This is a genomic window from Acidipila rosea, from assembly GCF_004339725.1.
GTDB classification, from domain to species: Bacteria; Acidobacteriota; Terriglobia; order Terriglobales; family Acidobacteriaceae; genus Acidipila; species Acidipila rosea.
In genome coordinates, this window is the sequence record NZ_SMGK01000005.1 from 267,588 (window position 1) to 283,978 (window position 16,391).

Annotated in this window: 11 protein-coding genes; 5 read left to right on the plus strand and 6 right to left on the minus strand. The window is 60.6% G+C overall.

The features are described 5' to 3' along the window. The first annotated feature begins 49 nt into the window (after positions 1–49). Positions 50–3,457: a TonB-dependent receptor gene (locus C7378_RS14845; protein WP_131998497.1), complete on the plus strand. Its 3,408-nt coding sequence runs from the start codon at positions 50–52 to the stop codon at positions 3,455–3,457. Positions 3,458–3,558: 101 nt separating this feature from the next. Here C7378_RS14845 and C7378_RS14850 read toward each other — a convergent pair whose 3' ends face one another. Continuing rightward, positions 3,559–4,827: an NAD(P)-binding domain-containing protein gene (locus C7378_RS14850; RefSeq protein ID WP_131998500.1), complete on the minus strand. Its 1,269-nt coding sequence runs from the start codon at positions 4,825–4,827 to the stop codon at positions 3,559–3,561. A 172-nt stretch (positions 4,828–4,999) separates the two neighbouring features. Between C7378_RS14850 and C7378_RS14855 the strand changes: the two genes are divergently transcribed. Beyond that, positions 5,000–6,289 (plus strand): ATP-binding protein, encoded by a 1,290-nt coding sequence (locus C7378_RS14855; protein ID WP_131998503.1) that lies wholly within the window; start codon positions 5,000–5,002, stop codon positions 6,287–6,289. Positions 6,290–6,294: 5 nt separating this feature from the next. Beyond that, on the plus strand, positions 6,295–7,449 hold the full coding sequence (locus C7378_RS14860; RefSeq protein ID WP_165876828.1) for a glycosyltransferase: 1,155 nt from the start codon (positions 6,295–6,297) through the stop codon (positions 7,447–7,449). Between the two features lie 62 nt (positions 7,450–7,511). On the opposite strand, the gene C7378_RS14865 is transcribed toward C7378_RS14860, so the two are convergent. Together C7378_RS14865 and C7378_RS14870 are read right to left on the minus strand one after the other, a co-directional pair. Further along, on the minus strand, positions 7,512–10,160 hold the full coding sequence (locus C7378_RS14865; RefSeq protein ID WP_243648279.1) for a transglycosylase domain-containing protein: 2,649 nt from the start codon (positions 10,158–10,160) through the stop codon (positions 7,512–7,514). A 193-nt stretch (positions 10,161–10,353) separates the two neighbouring features. Further along, positions 10,354–12,114: a proline--tRNA ligase gene (locus C7378_RS14870; RefSeq protein ID WP_131998509.1), complete on the minus strand. Its 1,761-nt coding sequence runs from the start codon at positions 12,112–12,114 to the stop codon at positions 10,354–10,356. A gap of 286 nt (positions 12,115–12,400) precedes the next feature. On the opposite strand from C7378_RS14870, the gene C7378_RS14875 reads away from it, so the two are divergent. After that, on the plus strand, positions 12,401–13,582 hold the full coding sequence (locus C7378_RS14875) for an acyltransferase family protein (RefSeq protein WP_131998512.1): 1,182 nt from the start codon (positions 12,401–12,403) through the stop codon (positions 13,580–13,582). 25 nt (positions 13,583–13,607) lie between these two features. Here the strand turns inward: C7378_RS14875 and C7378_RS14880 are convergent, their stop codons facing one another. Further along, a complete protein-coding gene (locus C7378_RS14880) occupies positions 13,608–14,534 on the minus strand; it encodes a proline dehydrogenase family protein (RefSeq protein WP_131998515.1) in 927 nt (308 codons plus the stop codon). Between the two features lie 316 nt (positions 14,535–14,850). Between C7378_RS14880 and C7378_RS14885 the strand changes: the two genes are divergently transcribed. Beyond that, on the plus strand, positions 14,851–15,120 hold the full coding sequence (locus C7378_RS14885) for a hypothetical protein (RefSeq protein ID WP_131998518.1): 270 nt from the start codon (positions 14,851–14,853) through the stop codon (positions 15,118–15,120). Between the two features lie 58 nt (positions 15,121–15,178). On the opposite strand, the gene C7378_RS14890 is transcribed toward C7378_RS14885, so the two are convergent. Both C7378_RS14890 and C7378_RS14895 read right to left on the minus strand, forming a co-directional pair. Then, the gene (locus tag C7378_RS14890; RefSeq protein ID WP_131998521.1) at positions 15,179–15,553 is read right to left on the minus strand and encodes a DUF1634 domain-containing protein; all 375 of its coding nucleotides are present in this window, start codon (positions 15,551–15,553) and stop codon (positions 15,179–15,181) included. Positions 15,554–15,556: 3 nt separating this feature from the next. Beyond that, entirely contained in the window at positions 15,557–16,390 is an 834-nt protein-coding gene (locus C7378_RS14895) for a sulfite exporter TauE/SafE family protein (RefSeq protein ID WP_131998524.1), read from the minus strand. Position 16,391 lies beyond the last annotated feature (1 nt).

Sequence of the window (16,391 nt, forward strand, 5' to 3'; positions counted from 1 at the left end):
TGAAAGTATTTCAAATGGGAATCACGCGAAACTTTTGGAGGACGACGCAATGCAATGGGTTTTACGACAGAGGCTGCTACAGGCCGCAGCCATTATTTGCCTGCTCATAGCCGCGGGTCCGCTGTGGGCGCAGGTCAGCACGGGAGCCATCTCTGGGACGGTCACTGATCCCACAGGTGCTGCTGTAGAGGGTGCGACGGTGACGATCACGAGCCAGGACACCGGGGTCTCCCGTAAGCTGGCCACCGATGCCAGTGGCTTCTACTCCGCAGAGGGTCTCTCTGTCGGACAGTACACGATTGATGTCTCGAGGCCAGGATTTAAAGAAAGTGTTACGAAAGGGATTCAGATCGATCCTGGGCAGAGGCGTTCAAACAAAGTAATGTTGCAAGTGGGGAATACGACATCGCAGGTGACTGTCACCGCCGATGCGCAGCAGGTGAATACGCAGACCTCCGAAAGCGGCGGAACGATCACCAGCAAGCAGATAAGCAACCTGATGCTGAATGGCAGAAACTTTCAGACCCTGGCGATTTCGGTTCCCGGCGTCAGCAGCACATCCGGAGCGGATGCGTTGAATGGCGGTGGGCTTGAAGGTGGAACGACGCTGATTGTCAACGGGCAATCGGTTGAGTACACCACGTACACCATCGACGGCGTTTACAACATGAATTCCGGGAATCTAGCCAACGTCAATATTCTGCCGATTGTGGATGGCATCTCAGAATTTCGGGTTTTGAAGGACAACTACAGCGCACGATATGGATTTGCAGGCTCGGGCCAGATCGTTGTCGAGACCAAGAGCGGCACGGATACATTCCACGGAAGCGCGTGGGACTATCTTCGCAACAATGCTTTCGACGCGAATAACTATTATTCGACCACGACGCAGGCGCTTCACCAGAACATCTTTGGCTATACGCTGGGCGGGCCGCTCATCATTCCTAAGATCTACAACACCGATCGATCGAAGAAGACATTCTTCTTCGCCTCCAATCAGTGGTATGTGATCAATTCCGGCCAGGTATCGCGCGGGGCGGTCTTTTCGCAGGCACTTCGCAATGGAGATTTCAGCGCCAGCCCAACGCTGGGCAGCGGTGGCTTGAAGCTTGACGCACATAGCCAGGCGCTGCTGGCCTCCGAGGGAAAGGCAAACTGCGTCACGAGCGCTACTACCCTCAATCCTGCTTGCTTCGACCCGGTTGCAGTGTCTGTGATGAACGCGTATGTCCCGCTCCCCAACAATCCGAGCGGTGGATTTCTTAACTACATCAACCAGGGTGCGCTCACAACGAGCCAACTCGACTATCAGTTTCGTGTAGATCACTACATCAACGCGAATAACCAGGTCATGGCCCGCATTATGTACGAGCCTGTAAAGAACGGATTCCCCTTTGACAACTGGGGCGGTCTGCCTTATTCGACGATTACGGACAGCTTCTACACGACCAGCTTCAACGGACTGGTTCGCGTCACGTCCAGCATTACTCCGAATGTGCTCAACACGGTCGGAATTGCTGAGACGTATGACAAGCCGCGCATCAACACGACGAGCGGAGGCACCATGCCGAGCGGCGCGACGGTGAAGCAGGCATTCCCGGGCGCCGATATTTACAACAGAATTCCGAATATCAGCATCAGCGGCGGATGGAGCGGCAACGGCGTGCAGTCGGAACCGATCACTGCTTCCGATGGTGAAGGCACGATCTCCGATGACGTCAGCTGGGTCAAGGGAAGTCACGTCATACAGGCCGGGGCGCTCTATATCTTCGGCATCAAGCGGCAAAATGTATTTACCAATCCGCAGGGCAGCTTTACGTTCAGCGGCGTACACACGGGAGATCCTGCTGCCGACTATCTGCTGGGACTGGATGCAACGTACTCGCAGGCCAGCTCGCAAAAGCTGGGTAATTTCCACTACCGGGAGGGTGAGGCCTATCTGCAGGACGACTGGAAGGCGACTCGCCGGCTGAGTCTGAACCTTGGCCTGCGGTGGGTCTACTTCTCGAACGACACAGCTAGCGGCGACCAGGTGACGAGCTTCTCCCCTGCAGCCTATGACCCGGCCACGGCTCCGGTTGTAAATATTGACGGCAGCCTGCAGATCAATGGGGCGAACCAGCCGGTGAACAGTGCCGGTCAACCAGCCAACCTGCTGAACGGACTTCTGTTTGCGGGGAAAAACGGCGTTCCAAGCGGGTTCTTTACGCCAGTGAAGACAAACTTCGGACCGCGCGTGGGCTTTGCCTACGATGTGTTTGGAGATGGAAGAACATCGATTCGGGGCGGTTATGGAATCGGCTTTTCGAGAATACCGCTCGAGGTAATCTATGCCGCGTTCGGTCAGAATCCACCCTTCAACAACAGCGCCAATATCCTGAACAGCACACTGACCAACGCATCGGCGGGCGCGGTGGCTGCTCCGACTACACAGACGCTTTCCGACGTGCCTTTGAAGTTCAAGCCGGCAAGTATTCAGTCCTACAGCCTAACGGTGGAACAGCAGATCAAGAACAATCTGATCGCGTCTGTGGCCTACGTGGGAAGCCTGGGAAGGAATCTCGAGACGTTCCAAGGTGGGTATGACGCTAACTCGCCGCTACCTGTTTCTGCTCCCAGCACAGCGGGGTGCCTCCCGAACGGCCAGGCTCCGTCCACTTCGTATAACTTCGATCCGTGCATTAACTCAGGCGTAGCATCACGGGACTATACCCGCCCGTACAAGGGATATAGCGCGATGAACGATGAGTACTACCACGGAAGCTCGAACTATAACTCGCTGCAGTCATCGCTCAGCTATCGTGCAGGCGCCTCGCAGTTCAGCCTGGCTTACACGTACAGCAAGGCATTGGCAACGATTGGCGGTCATGGCACCGGCGGTACAACTTCACAGGGCGCTGCCGCGCAGAACATGAGGGACTTCCACGCGGAATACGGGCCGCCGGATTACGATTTCACCAATGATATTACGGCGACCTGGGTCTATAGCATTCCCTACTTCAAGGACAGCAGCAAGCCGGTTACGATGGCCCTGGGCAACTGGAGCTTCGCAGGACTGGCGCTTCATCAAAGTGGATTTGCGCTAAGCCCCGGCATGGCGACCAGCACGGCAGGTCTGGCGACTCGTCCCGACGTGGTCGCACCCTACCACCAGGTGGGCAAGCTGGATCAGTGGTTTGATCCTGCAGCCTTTCAGGCGCCTGCGTATGGCTTTTACGGAGATGCACGCAATGGCATGATTCGTGGACCGGGCTATACCTCGGTGAATCTCTCGCTCTACAAGACATTTCCGATTAAGGGGCGGCTGAACACGGAGTTCCGGGCGGAGGCATTCAACGTGGCAAATCATCCTAACTTCAAGGGCGTATCCACTTCGCTTGGTTCGGGAAACTTCAGTCAAGTGACGAGTGCGGGAGACCCTCGCATTCTGGAATTTGCTCTGAAGCTGCTCTTTTGATCAACCGCATGATCAGCTGCGGGCAACAACTTTAGCCATACCTCCTTATAAAACCTCACCTGTCACGCCATGTGGCAGGTGAGTATTTTTTTTTAAGAGAGCTAACCCTTGTCCGGCAGAGACTGGCCTATGCGGCAGGGCTGCGCGGCAGGCGAGAAATGCGGGAGCCGTTCGCCTCCGGTGGCGTGGCAGAGCTTCCGGAGATGTTTGGAGAGGGTGCTGGCGGTGTATTCGGCTCCGCAAGCGAAGCGCATCAGCGGCCCGAAAGAGTTTGCCGCCGCGAGACCGGTGAAGTAGAGACCGCGCACCGAGGATTCGAAGCGTGAGGAGAGCAGCGGCGAGCCGCCGGTGGTGCGGACGGTGTTGCGCAGGGTCTGGTTGAGAAACGGGAGCCGGTGAAGGCTTACCCGGTATCCGGTGGCCGCGATGAGGTGGCTCGTATAGAGCTCCTGGTGCGCGCCATCCTGCATATAGGTGAGACGCACGTAGCCGTCGCGCTCCTGCGCCTGCAGATTGCTGATGCCGCCGTGAAAGGGGACCTTGCCCTCGACCCGATCTCGCACTGTCCAGCCCGCGGCCGGCCCGAGGTGGTTCTGGACGATCTGAAGCCGGGCTTCTTCGGGCAGCAGGCGGAAAATCTGGGGAAATTTACTGAAGATAAACGACTTAATACCTGGGCCGAGGCTGGAAGAGGGTGAGCGCAGCCGCTGCCAGAGAGTTCGGGGGCCGGGGGCGTCATGAAATTCCATGGTGCGACGACGGGCAAGTATGCAAACATGTGCACCTGCTTCCCGCAGCATGGCAGCAAGATTGGCTGCCGAGGCGCCACCGCCGAGGATGGTTACGTGCCTGCCGCTGAAGTTGGCGGGCTCGCGGTGGGCGTAGCTGTGCGAGAGCAGCTCCGGCGGAAGGGTGGCAATCTCCGGCGGGAAATAGGCGAAATGGCTGATGCCGACGGCCAGGATTACCTTGGTTGCGGTCAGCTGCTCGCCGTTGTCGAGCCGGAGCGAAAACTGGCTGCCGATGCGGTCAATGGCAGTGACCTGCTCGGTTTCAAGATGGGGGACGAAGCGCTGCTGAAAGTCCAGGCCATAGTGGACGAAGGTCTGCAGGGAAACGGGGATCCGGGTGTCGTGGTAGGGAATGCATTGTTGTGCACAGAAGTCCCGGAGGGTGGATGCAGGCCCCGGACTGAAGAGGCTGGAGGCAAAGCCGTCGGACTTGAGCATCATGTCTGTGGGCATGTGTTCCCGCCAGCTCTGCATGGGCTGTCCGAAGATGCGATGAGGGATGCCGTGCGCGGTCAGGTGCGCGGCAATCGATAATCCATAGGGGCCCGCGCCAACAATAACAATCTCAGGGGAAGCCATACGTTTTCTTTCTCGACGACACGAGGGAGCACTTCTAGGGCCACTTCAAGGGATAGGGCGGGTCGGTTTGGGAGCTCCTGCCGGGCGGTTCTGGCCTCTTAAATGCAATCATCTGAGCGCGCCGCACCTCAGCAATCCAGTCAAAATAGTCCGGCGCCATGGAAGCTTGAAGATGGCGAAGATATTGATCGCAACCACCTGCCGATGGATCTCGGCGGCGCGCCTGGCCATTGCGTTCCGGCAGGCGGGTTGTACTGTCGAGGCCATGGGCCCGGGGGCAAGCCCGTTGCACGGACTGAGCGCAATCTCCCGGATATATCCCTTCCAGGGGCTTAAGCCGGTGCGATCCGTGCAGGGGGCGCTTCGCCAGTCGAGCCCGGACCTGGTGGTGCCGATCGATGATCTGGCGGCGATCTGTCTGCATCGGCTGGCCGGGGAAGGACCGGCGGAGGTGAAGGCGTTACTTGAGGCTTCGCTGGGACGGGTGGAGAGCTATTCGATCCTGGAGTCGCGGGAGCTCTTTCTGCAGGCGGCGGCAGAGGAGGGAGTCTTGACGCCGGAGAGTGCGACGCTCGAGAGCGACGGCGATGTGGCAGCCTGGGTAGCCGCGCATGGCTTGCCTGCCGTGCTTAAGGCGGATGGGACGTCGGGTGGCGAAGGGGTGAAGGTTGTCGCTAACGAGGCCGAGGCGCTTCGAGCGTACCGACAGCTGCGGGCTCCGCTGTCGATGGCGGTGGTGGCCAAGCGCACGGGCATCGACAAGGACTTGAACCATGTCTTGCCCTGGCTGCTGAGGAAGCAGCGGAGAGTCAGCGCGCAATCCTTCATTGACGGCCGCGATGCGAATATTGCGGTGGCCTGCTGGCAGGGCGAGGTGCTGGCGAGCATCAGCGCGAAGGTGATACAGGCGGTAAGGCCCAAGGGGCCTGCGGCGGTGATCCAGCTGATCGGCGAGGAGGAGGCAGGTAAGGCAATGCTCGATGCAGCGCGGCGCGTGGTGAAGCGGCTGGGACTCTCAGGGCTTTGCGGCATGGACTTCATGATCGAAAGGGCGACCGGTCGTCCGTGGCTGATCGAGATCAACGCGCGGGCGACGCAGACCTGCCATCTGGTGTCAGAGGCCGGAAGCGATCTGGTCGGTGAATTGGTGGAGAAAATCACTGGAGGCGGGATGCGGAAGCAGGCTGACGGCATCCAAGCAGAACGAACGGAGGCTGAGCAGCGAAGCCTTCGCCAGCGCGGGGACAGCAAAGGGCGGACGATCGCGCTCTTTCCTCCGGCATGGCAGATCGATGCAGGCAGCGAAGCGCTGCGAGATGCTTACTTTGACCTGCCGGCAGGCGAGCCCGGATTGATACGCGCAGGACTGGCGGAGGACCGCTTCTCTGTCGGGCGACGATTACGCTTTTTGACTGGCCAGCCGCACCGGAGCGATCCAAGACTGGCGGCAGGCAGGAAATGACGACGATGCCACAGAAGATTCTGCACTTGATTGGGAGCAACAGTGTGGGCGGCCCGGAGAAACAGATTCTCCATCACGCGGTCGATCTGCAGGATTCGCCGTTTGAGGTGGAGGTGGGCTCGTTTCACGACCTTGCCGAGAAGCCGGAGATTCTGGTCGAGGCGGAGCGCCGCGGCCACAGCACGGTCTGCCTGAGCGGAGGACTGAAGGCTGGACTCATTACAGAACTGGCGGGCATTCTGCGGGCGCGGCCGGGAGTCATCCTCTGCACGCATGGCTTCAAGGCGAACGTGCTTGGCTATCTCGCAACCCGCAGGACGAAGACGCCGCACGTGGCGTTTGTGCGCGGGTGGACGGCGGAGACGTGGCGGGTGCGCCTCTACGAGATGCTGGAGCGGCAGGCGCTGGCGCGTGCGCAGTGGGTGGTATGTGTTTCGCACAAGCAGGCCGTTGAAGTCGGGCGGCGGCGCAAGGGCAGCCGGGCTCCGATGGTGGTGTGCAATGCGATGCTGCCTCCGTTTTCGCGGGCGGGCGGAGTCGCGGTCTCTCGGGAGAAGCTCGGCATCCCGGCTGGCGCCTTCGTTTATGGATCAGTGGGACGGCTGAGCGCGGAAAAAGGGCACCGCTATATGCTGGAGGCCTTCTACCGGGTATGCGAGCGCACCGCGGAGGGCGACAAGCCGTTTCTGATTGTGGTTGGAGACGGGCGAGAGCAGGCGCCGCTGGAGGCGCAGGCTGCTTCGCTGGGGCTTCGCGAACGGATTCACTTTGCCGGATACCAGGGCAATTGCAGTGACTGGATGAAGCTGATGGACTGCATGGTGCAGCCCTCCCTGACCGAGGGTACGCCCAACTCTGTGCTGGAGGCGCTGTGCCTGCAGCTGCCAGTGGTGGCGACCGCGGTGGGTGGAGTGCCGGACCTGATTGTCCACAACCGCAACGGTCTGCTGGTGCCCCCGGCGGATGCGAAGCAGCTGGGCGAGGCCATGCAGACGGTGGCCGCCTCACCATCGCTGCGGGAGAAGCTGCGGTCAGGGGGCGCTATGACGGCAGAGGAGTATTCGCCACTTACGCAGCGCAGGAAGCTGCTGGAGGTGTACGAGCGGGTGCTGCGCGCGGAGGGCGTGGTGGCGCGCGATGGAGCTTTCCGCGAAGCCTAAGGCTCCGGATGCCCTGGCAGAGGGTTTGCCCCCGGCTTCAGCGGTGAATCCGGGGGCAATTGCTACTGTGGCTGCGTGTTATCGGGCTGCTTCTTGTCGTCGTTTTTTCCGACTCCAAAGAGCTTCGAGAAGAAGCCGCGCTTTTTCTTCTTAGGCTGGTTCTGATCCTGCGCATTGTTATTCGCCGCATTGGCGGGCTGCTGTGCGGGAGCCGTCTGGACGGGCTGCGCGGACTGCTGCGGAGCCGCCTGCGTGGTCTGAGCCGGTGGGGTTGCGGGCTTCTGGCCGATGCCGAAGATCTTCTGGAAGATATTCCGCTGATCGCCGTTGGCGTGGTCGCAGGTATCAGTCGGCTGCGTGCCGTCGAGGAAGGCTGCGGTGTAATCGTCGGGGCAACTGGCGTCGGCAAGCAGGTTGGTCTGCTGGTCGAGATTGACGAGGGTGACGCCGCCCGGAGGATCGAAGTCCTTGGTGTCGGAGTACTGGGGGAGCTTGACGGCGCGCTTCATGAACTCAGCCCAGATGGGGAGCGCGGCCTGTGCGCCTTGAAGCTTGATGTCGGAGTAGTCATCGTTGCCGACCCATACGATGCAGAGCAGGTTGGAAGTGAAGCCCGCGAACCATGCATCGTGCGAGGTGCCGGTCTTGCCGGCGGCGGGCGCACGGAAATCATACTGAGAACGGACGCCGGCGGCGGTGCCATGCCTGGTATTCATCACGTCTTCCATCAGGCTCAGGGTCAGGAAGGCGGCGCGGGGATCGAGAACCGGTTTTGCGTTGGGCGCATAGTCGTAAAGGGGATCACCCTTCGAGGTGCGGATCGAGGCGAGCATCTGCGGATCCATCCTGACGCCGCCATTGGCAAAGACGGTGTAGGCTCCGGCCATTTCGAGCGGGGTGGCGTCATAGGAGCCGATGGCAACCGAGGGCGTAGCGCGGGCCGACTTGATGCCTGCGTCGCGGGCGAGCGAGGCGACATTGTCGAAGCCGACCATCTGGGCCAGGGAGATGGTCGCATTGTTTCTGGACAGGATGAGCGCATCACGCGCGGTCAGCTGATCGGAATATTCATTCTTGAAGTTCTTCGGCGTGTATTCCTGATCGTTGCCGAAGTTGAAGGTGGTCTGCTCGTCGTTGAGCATGGTGACCGGGGTGAAGATGGCGCTCTGGCCGCCATCGCCAGTGAGTTGTGCGCCCGCGATGCTGGAGTTGAAGGCGGCGGCGAAGACGAAGGGCTTGAAGATGGAGCCTGTGGGCCGGTGAGCGACGGCGTGGTTGTACTGGCTCATGCCGTAGTTGCGGCCGCCCACCAGCGCCAACACCTGGCCGGTGTGGGGGTTGAGGGCAATGAGCGCGACCTGCGGATAGGTGACGGGGCCGCCTATCTGCTCCACGGTTCCGTTCTTGAGCTTGCGGGTATGCCGTTTGAGGATGAGCTCGTCGACCTTCTTGATGCTCTCGTCAATGGCCTCAGTGGCGGCGCTCTCCAGTTGAGGATCAAGCGAGGTGTAGATGCGGAGACCTTCGCGGTTCCAGTCATTTTCGCCGAGGCGCTGGTTGAGCTGATCGCGGACCAGATCGACAAAGTAGGGGGCCTGATTGGCGTCGATGCTCTGGGAGGCAAGATTGAGGGGCGCGCCCTTGGCTATATCCGCCTGGGCGCGAGTGATGTCGCCGGTCTCGACCATGGTGTCGAGGACGAGGTTGCGGCGCTCGATGGCGCGGGTGGGATGACGGTAGGGATTCAGGCGGCTCGGGCTCTGGATCATGCCTGCGAGCAGCGCGCACTCGGGGAGATTGAGCTGGCTGATGTCCTTGTCGAAGTAGGCGCGGGCTGCCTCGCCGAAGCCGTTGATGGCAAAGCTGCCGCGCTGGCCGAGCGGGATCTCGTTGGCGTACATCTGGAAGATCTGCTGCTTGGTGAAGCGGTGTTCGAGCTGAAAGGTGATGAGAACTTCGATCAGCTTCCGCTTGACGTGCTTCTGCGGCGTGAGGAAAAAGCCGCGCGCGAGCTGCATGGTGAGCGTGGAGCCGCCTTCACGATAGCGGCGTGAACGCAGGTCGGCAAGCATGGCCCCGGCGAGGCGCACATAATCGACGCCGCCGTGCTGGAAGAAGCGGCGATCCTCAATGGAAGTGACCGCGGGGACGAGATATTTAGGGAGCTCGCCGTAGGTGACGAGACGGCGTTTGGCGCGGTTCTGATCGGAGAGCGCGGTGATGAGCAGCGGCTCCATCTCATAGGCGTCGAGCTGCTGCTTGTTGTCGCCGTCAATCTCCTTGACGGAGCCGCGGCTCACGAGGATGGTGGCGCTGTCGCCGTTCTCCTCATGGTAAGACTGGGGGCCGGGGTGGACGGTGATGCTGTTATCGGTAAGCGAATAGGTGCCCATGGGGCTGGCGGGGCTGCGGCCCTCTACGCTGTATCCAGCCTCGTGCAGCTCCTCGGCGAGGAAGGCGACGGTCAGCTTCTGGCCGGGGCGCACCTCGCGGGGGGCGGCATAAATCTTGGCCGTGTTCTCGAAGAGCGGCTTGTTCATGCGCTCATCGACGATGTTCTTGTAGCGGTGGTAATAGAAGCCGAAGATTGCGAAAAAGAACAGCAGGACGAAGGCGGCTGCGATCCCCGCGATCTGCCAGACTTTACGACTGACAGGCTGCCTTTTGCCGGATGCAGAACGGGGACGGGGTAGCTTGATTTTTAGAGCCACGCGGGGAACACCACCTTTTTCATTGTTCTTGGGCCTTGGCCCAGCCAGGGGCGCGGCTCTTATCGTTGCTGACGCTCTGATGCGGAAATGGTTTCATTGGGCTGCATCTCCTATATTTTAGCCCTTTGAGGGCGGAGGCAGCGGGCTTGTCCGGCACCGCTGCCCCTGCTCAGGAACCACAATCCGCATGTGCTCAGGCCGGGAGCGCGGCGTTGCTGAGGGCGAGGGCTATCCCTGCCATTTCGACATCTTCGCTGGCGGCAGAGGCGCGGCGCACGAGCTCCACCTTGCCCTCGGCGACCTTCTTGCCGATGTTGACGCGGTAGGGGATGCCGATGAGGTCGGCGTCCTTGAACTTAACGCCGGCGCGCTCGTTGCGGTCGTCGAGCAGAACGTCAAAGCCGGCTGCTTCGAGATCGGCAGCCACCTTTTCCCCGGCGGCGAGCAGCGCCGCGTCAGAGACGTTGGTGATGGTGACGACGACGTCGAAGGGGGCAATCGAGGGCGGCAGCCAGAAGCCGTTGGGATCGTTGCCCTGCTCAATGGCTGCGGTGAGGATGCGCTCGATGCCGATGCCGTAGCTGCCCATGATGGGCGTAACTTCCTTGCCGTTGGGGTCAAGAACGCGCGCGCCCATGCTCTCGGTGTATTTGTAGCCGAGCTTGAAGATGTGGCCGACCTCAACCGCTTTGGCGACCTTGAGCGGAGCGCCGCAGGTGGGGCAGCCCTCGCCCTCCGCGACGTTGCGGATGTCGGCGGCGATGGTCCAGCTGAAGTCGCGGCCCGGGGTTACGTTGCGGAAGTGGTAGTCAAGCTTGTTGGCGCCGCAGACCATGTTCGTGCGGCCCTCAAGGGCGGCATCGACGATGACGTTAAGCTTGCCGTCGAGCAGGGAGGCTGCAGGGGCAAGTCCGATGGGTCCGAGATAACCAGCGGGTCCGCGGAACCAGGTTTCCAGTTCCTCGGCCTGCATGGTGCGCAGATCGCTGCCGCCGAGCAGGCCGAGCAGCTTCGTCTCGTTTACGAAGTGGTCGCCGCGCAGGAAGGCCGCGACGGGATGCCATACGGATTCGCCCTTGGCGGACTTGGTCTCGACCATGTAGGCGACGGTCTTGACGTCCTGCGCCGGGGAGATATGGAAGAACTCGGCAACGTCGGCGATGGCGCCTTTGCCGGGGGTGAAAACCAGCTCGGGCTGGCCGTCGCCGGTGGGTGCAAGGTCTTGAAGAGGCGCTAGGCGCGAGACAGCCTTCTCCATGTTGGCCGCGTAGCCGCAGCAGGCGCAGCTGGCGATGAGGTCCTCGCCTGCTTCGGTGTAGACCATGAACTCCTGGGACTGCGAGCCGCCCATGGCGCCTGAGTCTGCCTCGACGGCGACAAAACTGAGACCGCAGCGGGTGAAGATCTTCCGGTACACCTGGTCGTGCAGGTCGAAGCTCCGGTCGAGGCCGGCAGCGTCGATGTCGAAGCTGTAGCTGTCCTTCATGAGGAACTGGCGCACGCGCAGGAGGCCGGATTTGGGGCGCGGTTCGTCGCGGAACTTGGTCTGAATCTGGTACCAGATCTGGGGCAGCTGCTTATAGCTGCGCAGCTCCTTGCGGGCGATGTCGGTCATGACCTCTTCGTGGGTCATACCGAGGGCCAGCCATGCGCCTTTGCGGTCCTGCAGGCGGAACATATTCTGACCCATGCCGGTCCAGCGGCCGCTCTCCTGCCATATCTCCGCGGGATTGAGGGCGGGCAGCAGAAACTCCTGACCGATGAGGTCCATCTCTTCACGGACGATGGCGATGATCTTATTGACCGAACGCTGGCCGAGAAAGAGGTAGGAGTAGATGCCTGCGCCGAGCTGGCGGACATAGCCGGCGCGGAGCAGGAACTTGTGGCTTGCGACTTCGGCGTCGGAGGGAACTTCGCGAAGCGTGGGTACGAAGAGTTTTGACCAGCGGTGCATGTCTATCTGGATTCTTTTCCGGAGCGTCCCGCATTTTTCAGGGGCTCGCTGCCTTGAAGCTGAAGTTAGATACCCATTCTAAATCCCCGGCTGCCGAACCAGGCGCAGGCCGCTGCGGCTCACGTCACCTGCGCCTGTCATACCAAGAAGCCCATGGTACTTTGATGGAAGAACAGATACTCATACCCTCCGGCATCTGCCTGACTGAATTACTTTCTCCGGATCGTTTTCGAGGAAGAACTGGGCCCGCTTCGGCGTAACCAATCCTCACCCAAGGGAAAACGACGTGTCAGTTGCCCAAAGCACTCCCGCAGCGATCAATCGGGAAAGGATCGCCGCCGCTGCTGCTCCCAAGGCTCGGGGCTTTTATCGGCCGGAGCTGGATGCGCTGCGGTTCATGGCGTTCCTGGGAGTCTTCTGCCTGCATGTTGTGCCGGGAATGGCTTGCCGCTCAACCCTCACTACCATGATGGACACGATGCACGATGCCGGTGCGCTGGGTGTGTGCCTGTTCTTCATGTTGAGTTCCTACCTGATCACCGAGCTGCTGTTTCGAGAGAGGGAAAAGACCGGCAATATTCACCTGCGCGCTTTTTATGTGCGCCGAATCCTGCGGATATGGCCGCTCTACCTGGCAGCGATTCTGCTGGCGGTCAGCTTTAGCTGGGCAGGCCCGCTGTTCGCCATCAGCAAGGGAAACGTAATCGCTTACCTGACCATGTGGGGGAACTGGTATGCCGGATGGCACGGCTACCCGCATAACTTTACGACGCCGCTGTGGAGCATTTCAGTCGAGGAGCAGTTCTACCTGCTCTGGCCGCTGCTCGTACTGCTGGGAGGCCGCAGAGCGGTTCTAGGGACGAGTCTTCTCGTCATGGCTGGATCGGCGGTTGCTATTGCTGTTCTTTGCCGGCCGGGTGTGGACATCACTACTGTCATCTGGACGAACACCTTCGTTCAGTTTCAGTCGTTTGCGATGGGTGGGCTGCTGGCTCTCGCCCTGCGAGGCTCAGTGCCGAAGATGAAGCGGTATATTCGCCTGTCCTTGCTCCTGAGCGGGGGACTTCTCTGCTGGTCGGCGGACCTCATCTTTCATATCCACACCCTCAATGCGCCTGCGCTGGCCACGATGCTGATTCCCGGCTACCTGTGTGCCAATCTCGGATGCGTCGGGATCTTCCTGGCATTTCTGGGCGCGGAGCTGCCGGGATGGGCGACCCCGCTGGTTTACCTGGGGAAAATCTCGTTTGGGCTCTACGTGTTGCAGCTGCTGGGAAATGGCCTTGCCGCCGCGCTGGTGGAGCGCATTACTCCGTTGCAGACAATGCACTACACGGCCATTGGGGTCCGGGCGGTGCTTGCCCTGCTCTTCACGATTGTGTTCGCCAGCTTCTCCTACCGCTACCTGGAGACGCCATTTCTGAAAGTGAAGGAGCGCTTCATGTTTATCCGGTCGCGCGCGGTGTGAAGGCTGCGGATCGAGGCGCTGGCCCCTACTTCCGCAGCATGTTTCTCGCGATGAAGAGTACGTTGGCGGGGCGCTCGGCGAGGCGACGCATGAAATAGGGGTACCATTCATGGCCGAAGGGGACATAGACCCGCATCCCGAAACCCTCCTTCACCAGCGCCGTCTGCAGATCACGGCGCACTCCGTAGAGCATCTGGAATTCGAAACTGGCCGGGTCAATGCCATGCTCGCGAACGAATTGCCTGGTGGCGGAGATCATCTTTTCGTCATGGGTGGCGATGCCGTGATAAATGCCGCTCCTGAGTAGCAGGCCGGCCAGCTTGACGAAATTGGCATCGACGTCGGCCTTCGCGGGAAAGGCCTTGTCGGGCGGTTCCTTGTAGGCGCCCTTGCAGAGCCGGATGCGGATGCCGTCGCCGAGCAGGGTCTGAATGTCCTGCTCGCTGCGGTAGAGATAGGCCTGGATGACGATGCCGACGTGGCCCCGGCTGCCGGGCCGGGCGTGAATGCGGCGGACGAGCTCGATGGTGGCGTCGGTGTATTCCGTGCCCTCCATATCGACCCGGACAAAGCTGTTTGCGGCGATGGCGTGATCGACCAGGCCGGCGACGATTTCTTCGGCCAGGCCGGAGCCGAGGTCCATGCCCATCTGGGTCAGCTTGACGCTGACATTGGCGTTGAGTTTCCGGCGCTCGATCTCATCAAGAAGGCGGTGATAGATTGCCGCGGAGGTCTGCGCCTCGGCGGGGGTGGTGACGTTTTCGCCCAGGCTGTCGAGGGTGGCGGCGATGCCCTGCCGGTTGAGCGCCTCGCAGGCGGCGATGACCTCGGCTGGCTCCATGCCGGCAACAAAGCGAGAAGACATGCGGCGGCCGAGGGACGAGCGCTCGGAAAAGCGTCTCAGGCCGGCGTTGCGGGACAGGGCGATGAAGGCGGAGCGGAGTACGGGCATAAGTGGATGAGCGATCTCGAATTGAGGGAAACTCCCTATTGTCGCACGGTCCCGATCAGACGCGGAATGGAAGGCGGACTGCTTATGTGCGATCAACGAAAAAATACTTCAGCGGACACCAAATTCAGGCGTCTTTAAGTAATAACGGAGAAAACTTTTGGATTCTCCCAGTGCATCTCATCACGGTAAACGTCAGATACCGGGAAATAGAGAACTCTGATCGGGTTCCCCTTATGACCGGCGCAAGGCATAGCAAAAGACAACGAAGTGGCAATGCCTGAGAGATCGGAAGCAGGTCTGCCACGGAGAGACCCCTATGGTGAATAACTGCGCAAATCCGAAATGCTCCAAGCCTCTGCACTATCTGCGCGAGGGGCGGATATTCGTGTTCGATGTAATGGATGGACGGGTGGCTGCCGGGCCCGACGGCAAGATGAAACGGCGGCTTGAACACTACTGGTTGTGTGGAACGTGTAGCCAGACCATGTCATTGGTGCAAGCCGGTGAGACTGGCATTCAGATTATTGCTAAGCCTGTGATCCAGATACGGCAGGGCGTGACGATTACGACGTCAGCGCTTGCCTGAGATTCAACATGGCTAAGGCTGAAAAGCTCCACCCTGAGGGTGGGGCTTTTTTCTTGCTTCATTGACCGTGGAAAAGGCTGTACATCAGCACGGCAAAGACGATGAGGCTGACGATGGTGTACATCTTGTCCTTTTCCATAGCGAAGGCGACAGCGGCAAACAGGACACGGCCAATGGGGGTGGCGATGAGCAGGAGCAGCCCGAACTGGATGATGCTGTGACTGTCACCGGAGGCCAGCCCCTCGATGATCCCCTTGGGGGATTTGAGCTGGGCGGCGACGCCGTGAAACACCTTGTAGTCAGGCATGGGGCCGTGCGCGTGAGCGAGGTAGAGAACGCCACCGGTGAAGACGACGGCAGCCGCGGTCAGCACGCCGATGCGCAGCATGTAGCCGATGGCAATCTCCATCTTTAAATCGGTCATTTTGCTCATGATTTACAGCTTCCCCGCGATGCTGTTGTAGATCATCTCCACGCCAAGGGCGACAATGACGGCTGCGAAGACCCAGCGGAGGGTCTTCACGTGAACCTTCACCAGCAGCCGGGACCCGATGAGGGAGCCGCCCAGAACGCCCAGCATGACCGGCATGGCCAGGGCTGGGGCGATATAGCCCCGGCTGAGGTAGACGCCGGCGCTGGCGGCAGCGGTTACGCCGATCATGAAGTTGCTGGTGGTGGTCGAGACCTTGAAGGGCAGGCGCATGGCCTGATCCATGGCAAGCACCTTGACTGCGCCGGAACCGATGCCCAGCAGCCCGGAGAGCGTGCCGGCAGTGAACATGAGCCCGAAGCCCGCGGGCACTCGCTGCGCTACATACTCCTCAGGGCCACTGGCGGTAGGGAAGGTGCCCTGCAGATTAAGCTTGAGGGCCAGGGGATCGGGTGCGGAGGTGTGCTCCTCGGCCTTTTTCTTGATCGATGCGTAAGCGGAGTAGAGCAGGACGACGCCAAAGATGATGCCGATGGCCTGGGTGGAGACCTTGGCGGTGAGATAGGCGCCCAGCAGGGCGCCGAGGGTGGTAGCTATCTCCAGGAACATGCCGATGCGTACATTGGAAAAACCCTCGCGCACGTAGGCTGCTGCCGCGCCCGAGGAGGTGGCGATGACGGAGACCAGCGATGCTCCGATGGCGTAACGGATATCGACATGGAAGGCCAGAGTCAACAGCGGAACGATCACCACGCCGCCACCGAGCCCGGTCATGGCGCCCAGCAGCCCTGCGAGCAGCGAACTGCTAAAGAGGATTCCTGAAAACTCCGTTGCATTCATG

Bases quoted from the DNA above. Each gene is read 5' to 3' on its own strand.
- C7378_RS14845 (WP_131998497.1), top strand. From the start codon at position 50: ATGCAATGGGTTTTACGACAGAGGCTGCTACAGGCCGCAGCCATTATT.
- C7378_RS14850 (WP_131998500.1), bottom strand. From the start codon at position 4,827: ATGGCTTCCCCTGAGATTGTTATTGTTGGCGCGGGCCCCTATGGATTA.
- C7378_RS14855 (WP_131998503.1), top strand. From the start codon at position 5,000: ATGGCGAAGATATTGATCGCAACCACCTGCCGATGGATCTCGGCGGCG.
- C7378_RS14860 (WP_165876828.1), top strand. From the start codon at position 6,295: ATGCCACAGAAGATTCTGCACTTGATTGGGAGCAACAGTGTGGGCGGC.
- C7378_RS14870 (WP_131998509.1), bottom strand. From the start codon at position 12,114: ATGCACCGCTGGTCAAAACTCTTCGTACCCACGCTTCGCGAAGTTCCC.
- C7378_RS14880 (WP_131998515.1), bottom strand. From the start codon at position 14,534: ATGCCCGTACTCCGCTCCGCCTTCATCGCCCTGTCCCGCAACGCCGGC.
- C7378_RS14885 (WP_131998518.1), top strand. From the start codon at position 14,851: ATGGTGAATAACTGCGCAAATCCGAAATGCTCCAAGCCTCTGCACTAT.
- C7378_RS14890 (WP_131998521.1), bottom strand. From the start codon at position 15,553: ATGAGCAAAATGACCGATTTAAAGATGGAGATTGCCATCGGCTACATG.
- C7378_RS14895 (WP_131998524.1), bottom strand. From the start codon at position 16,390: ATGAATGCAACGGAGTTTTCAGGAATCCTCTTTAGCAGTTCGCTGCTC.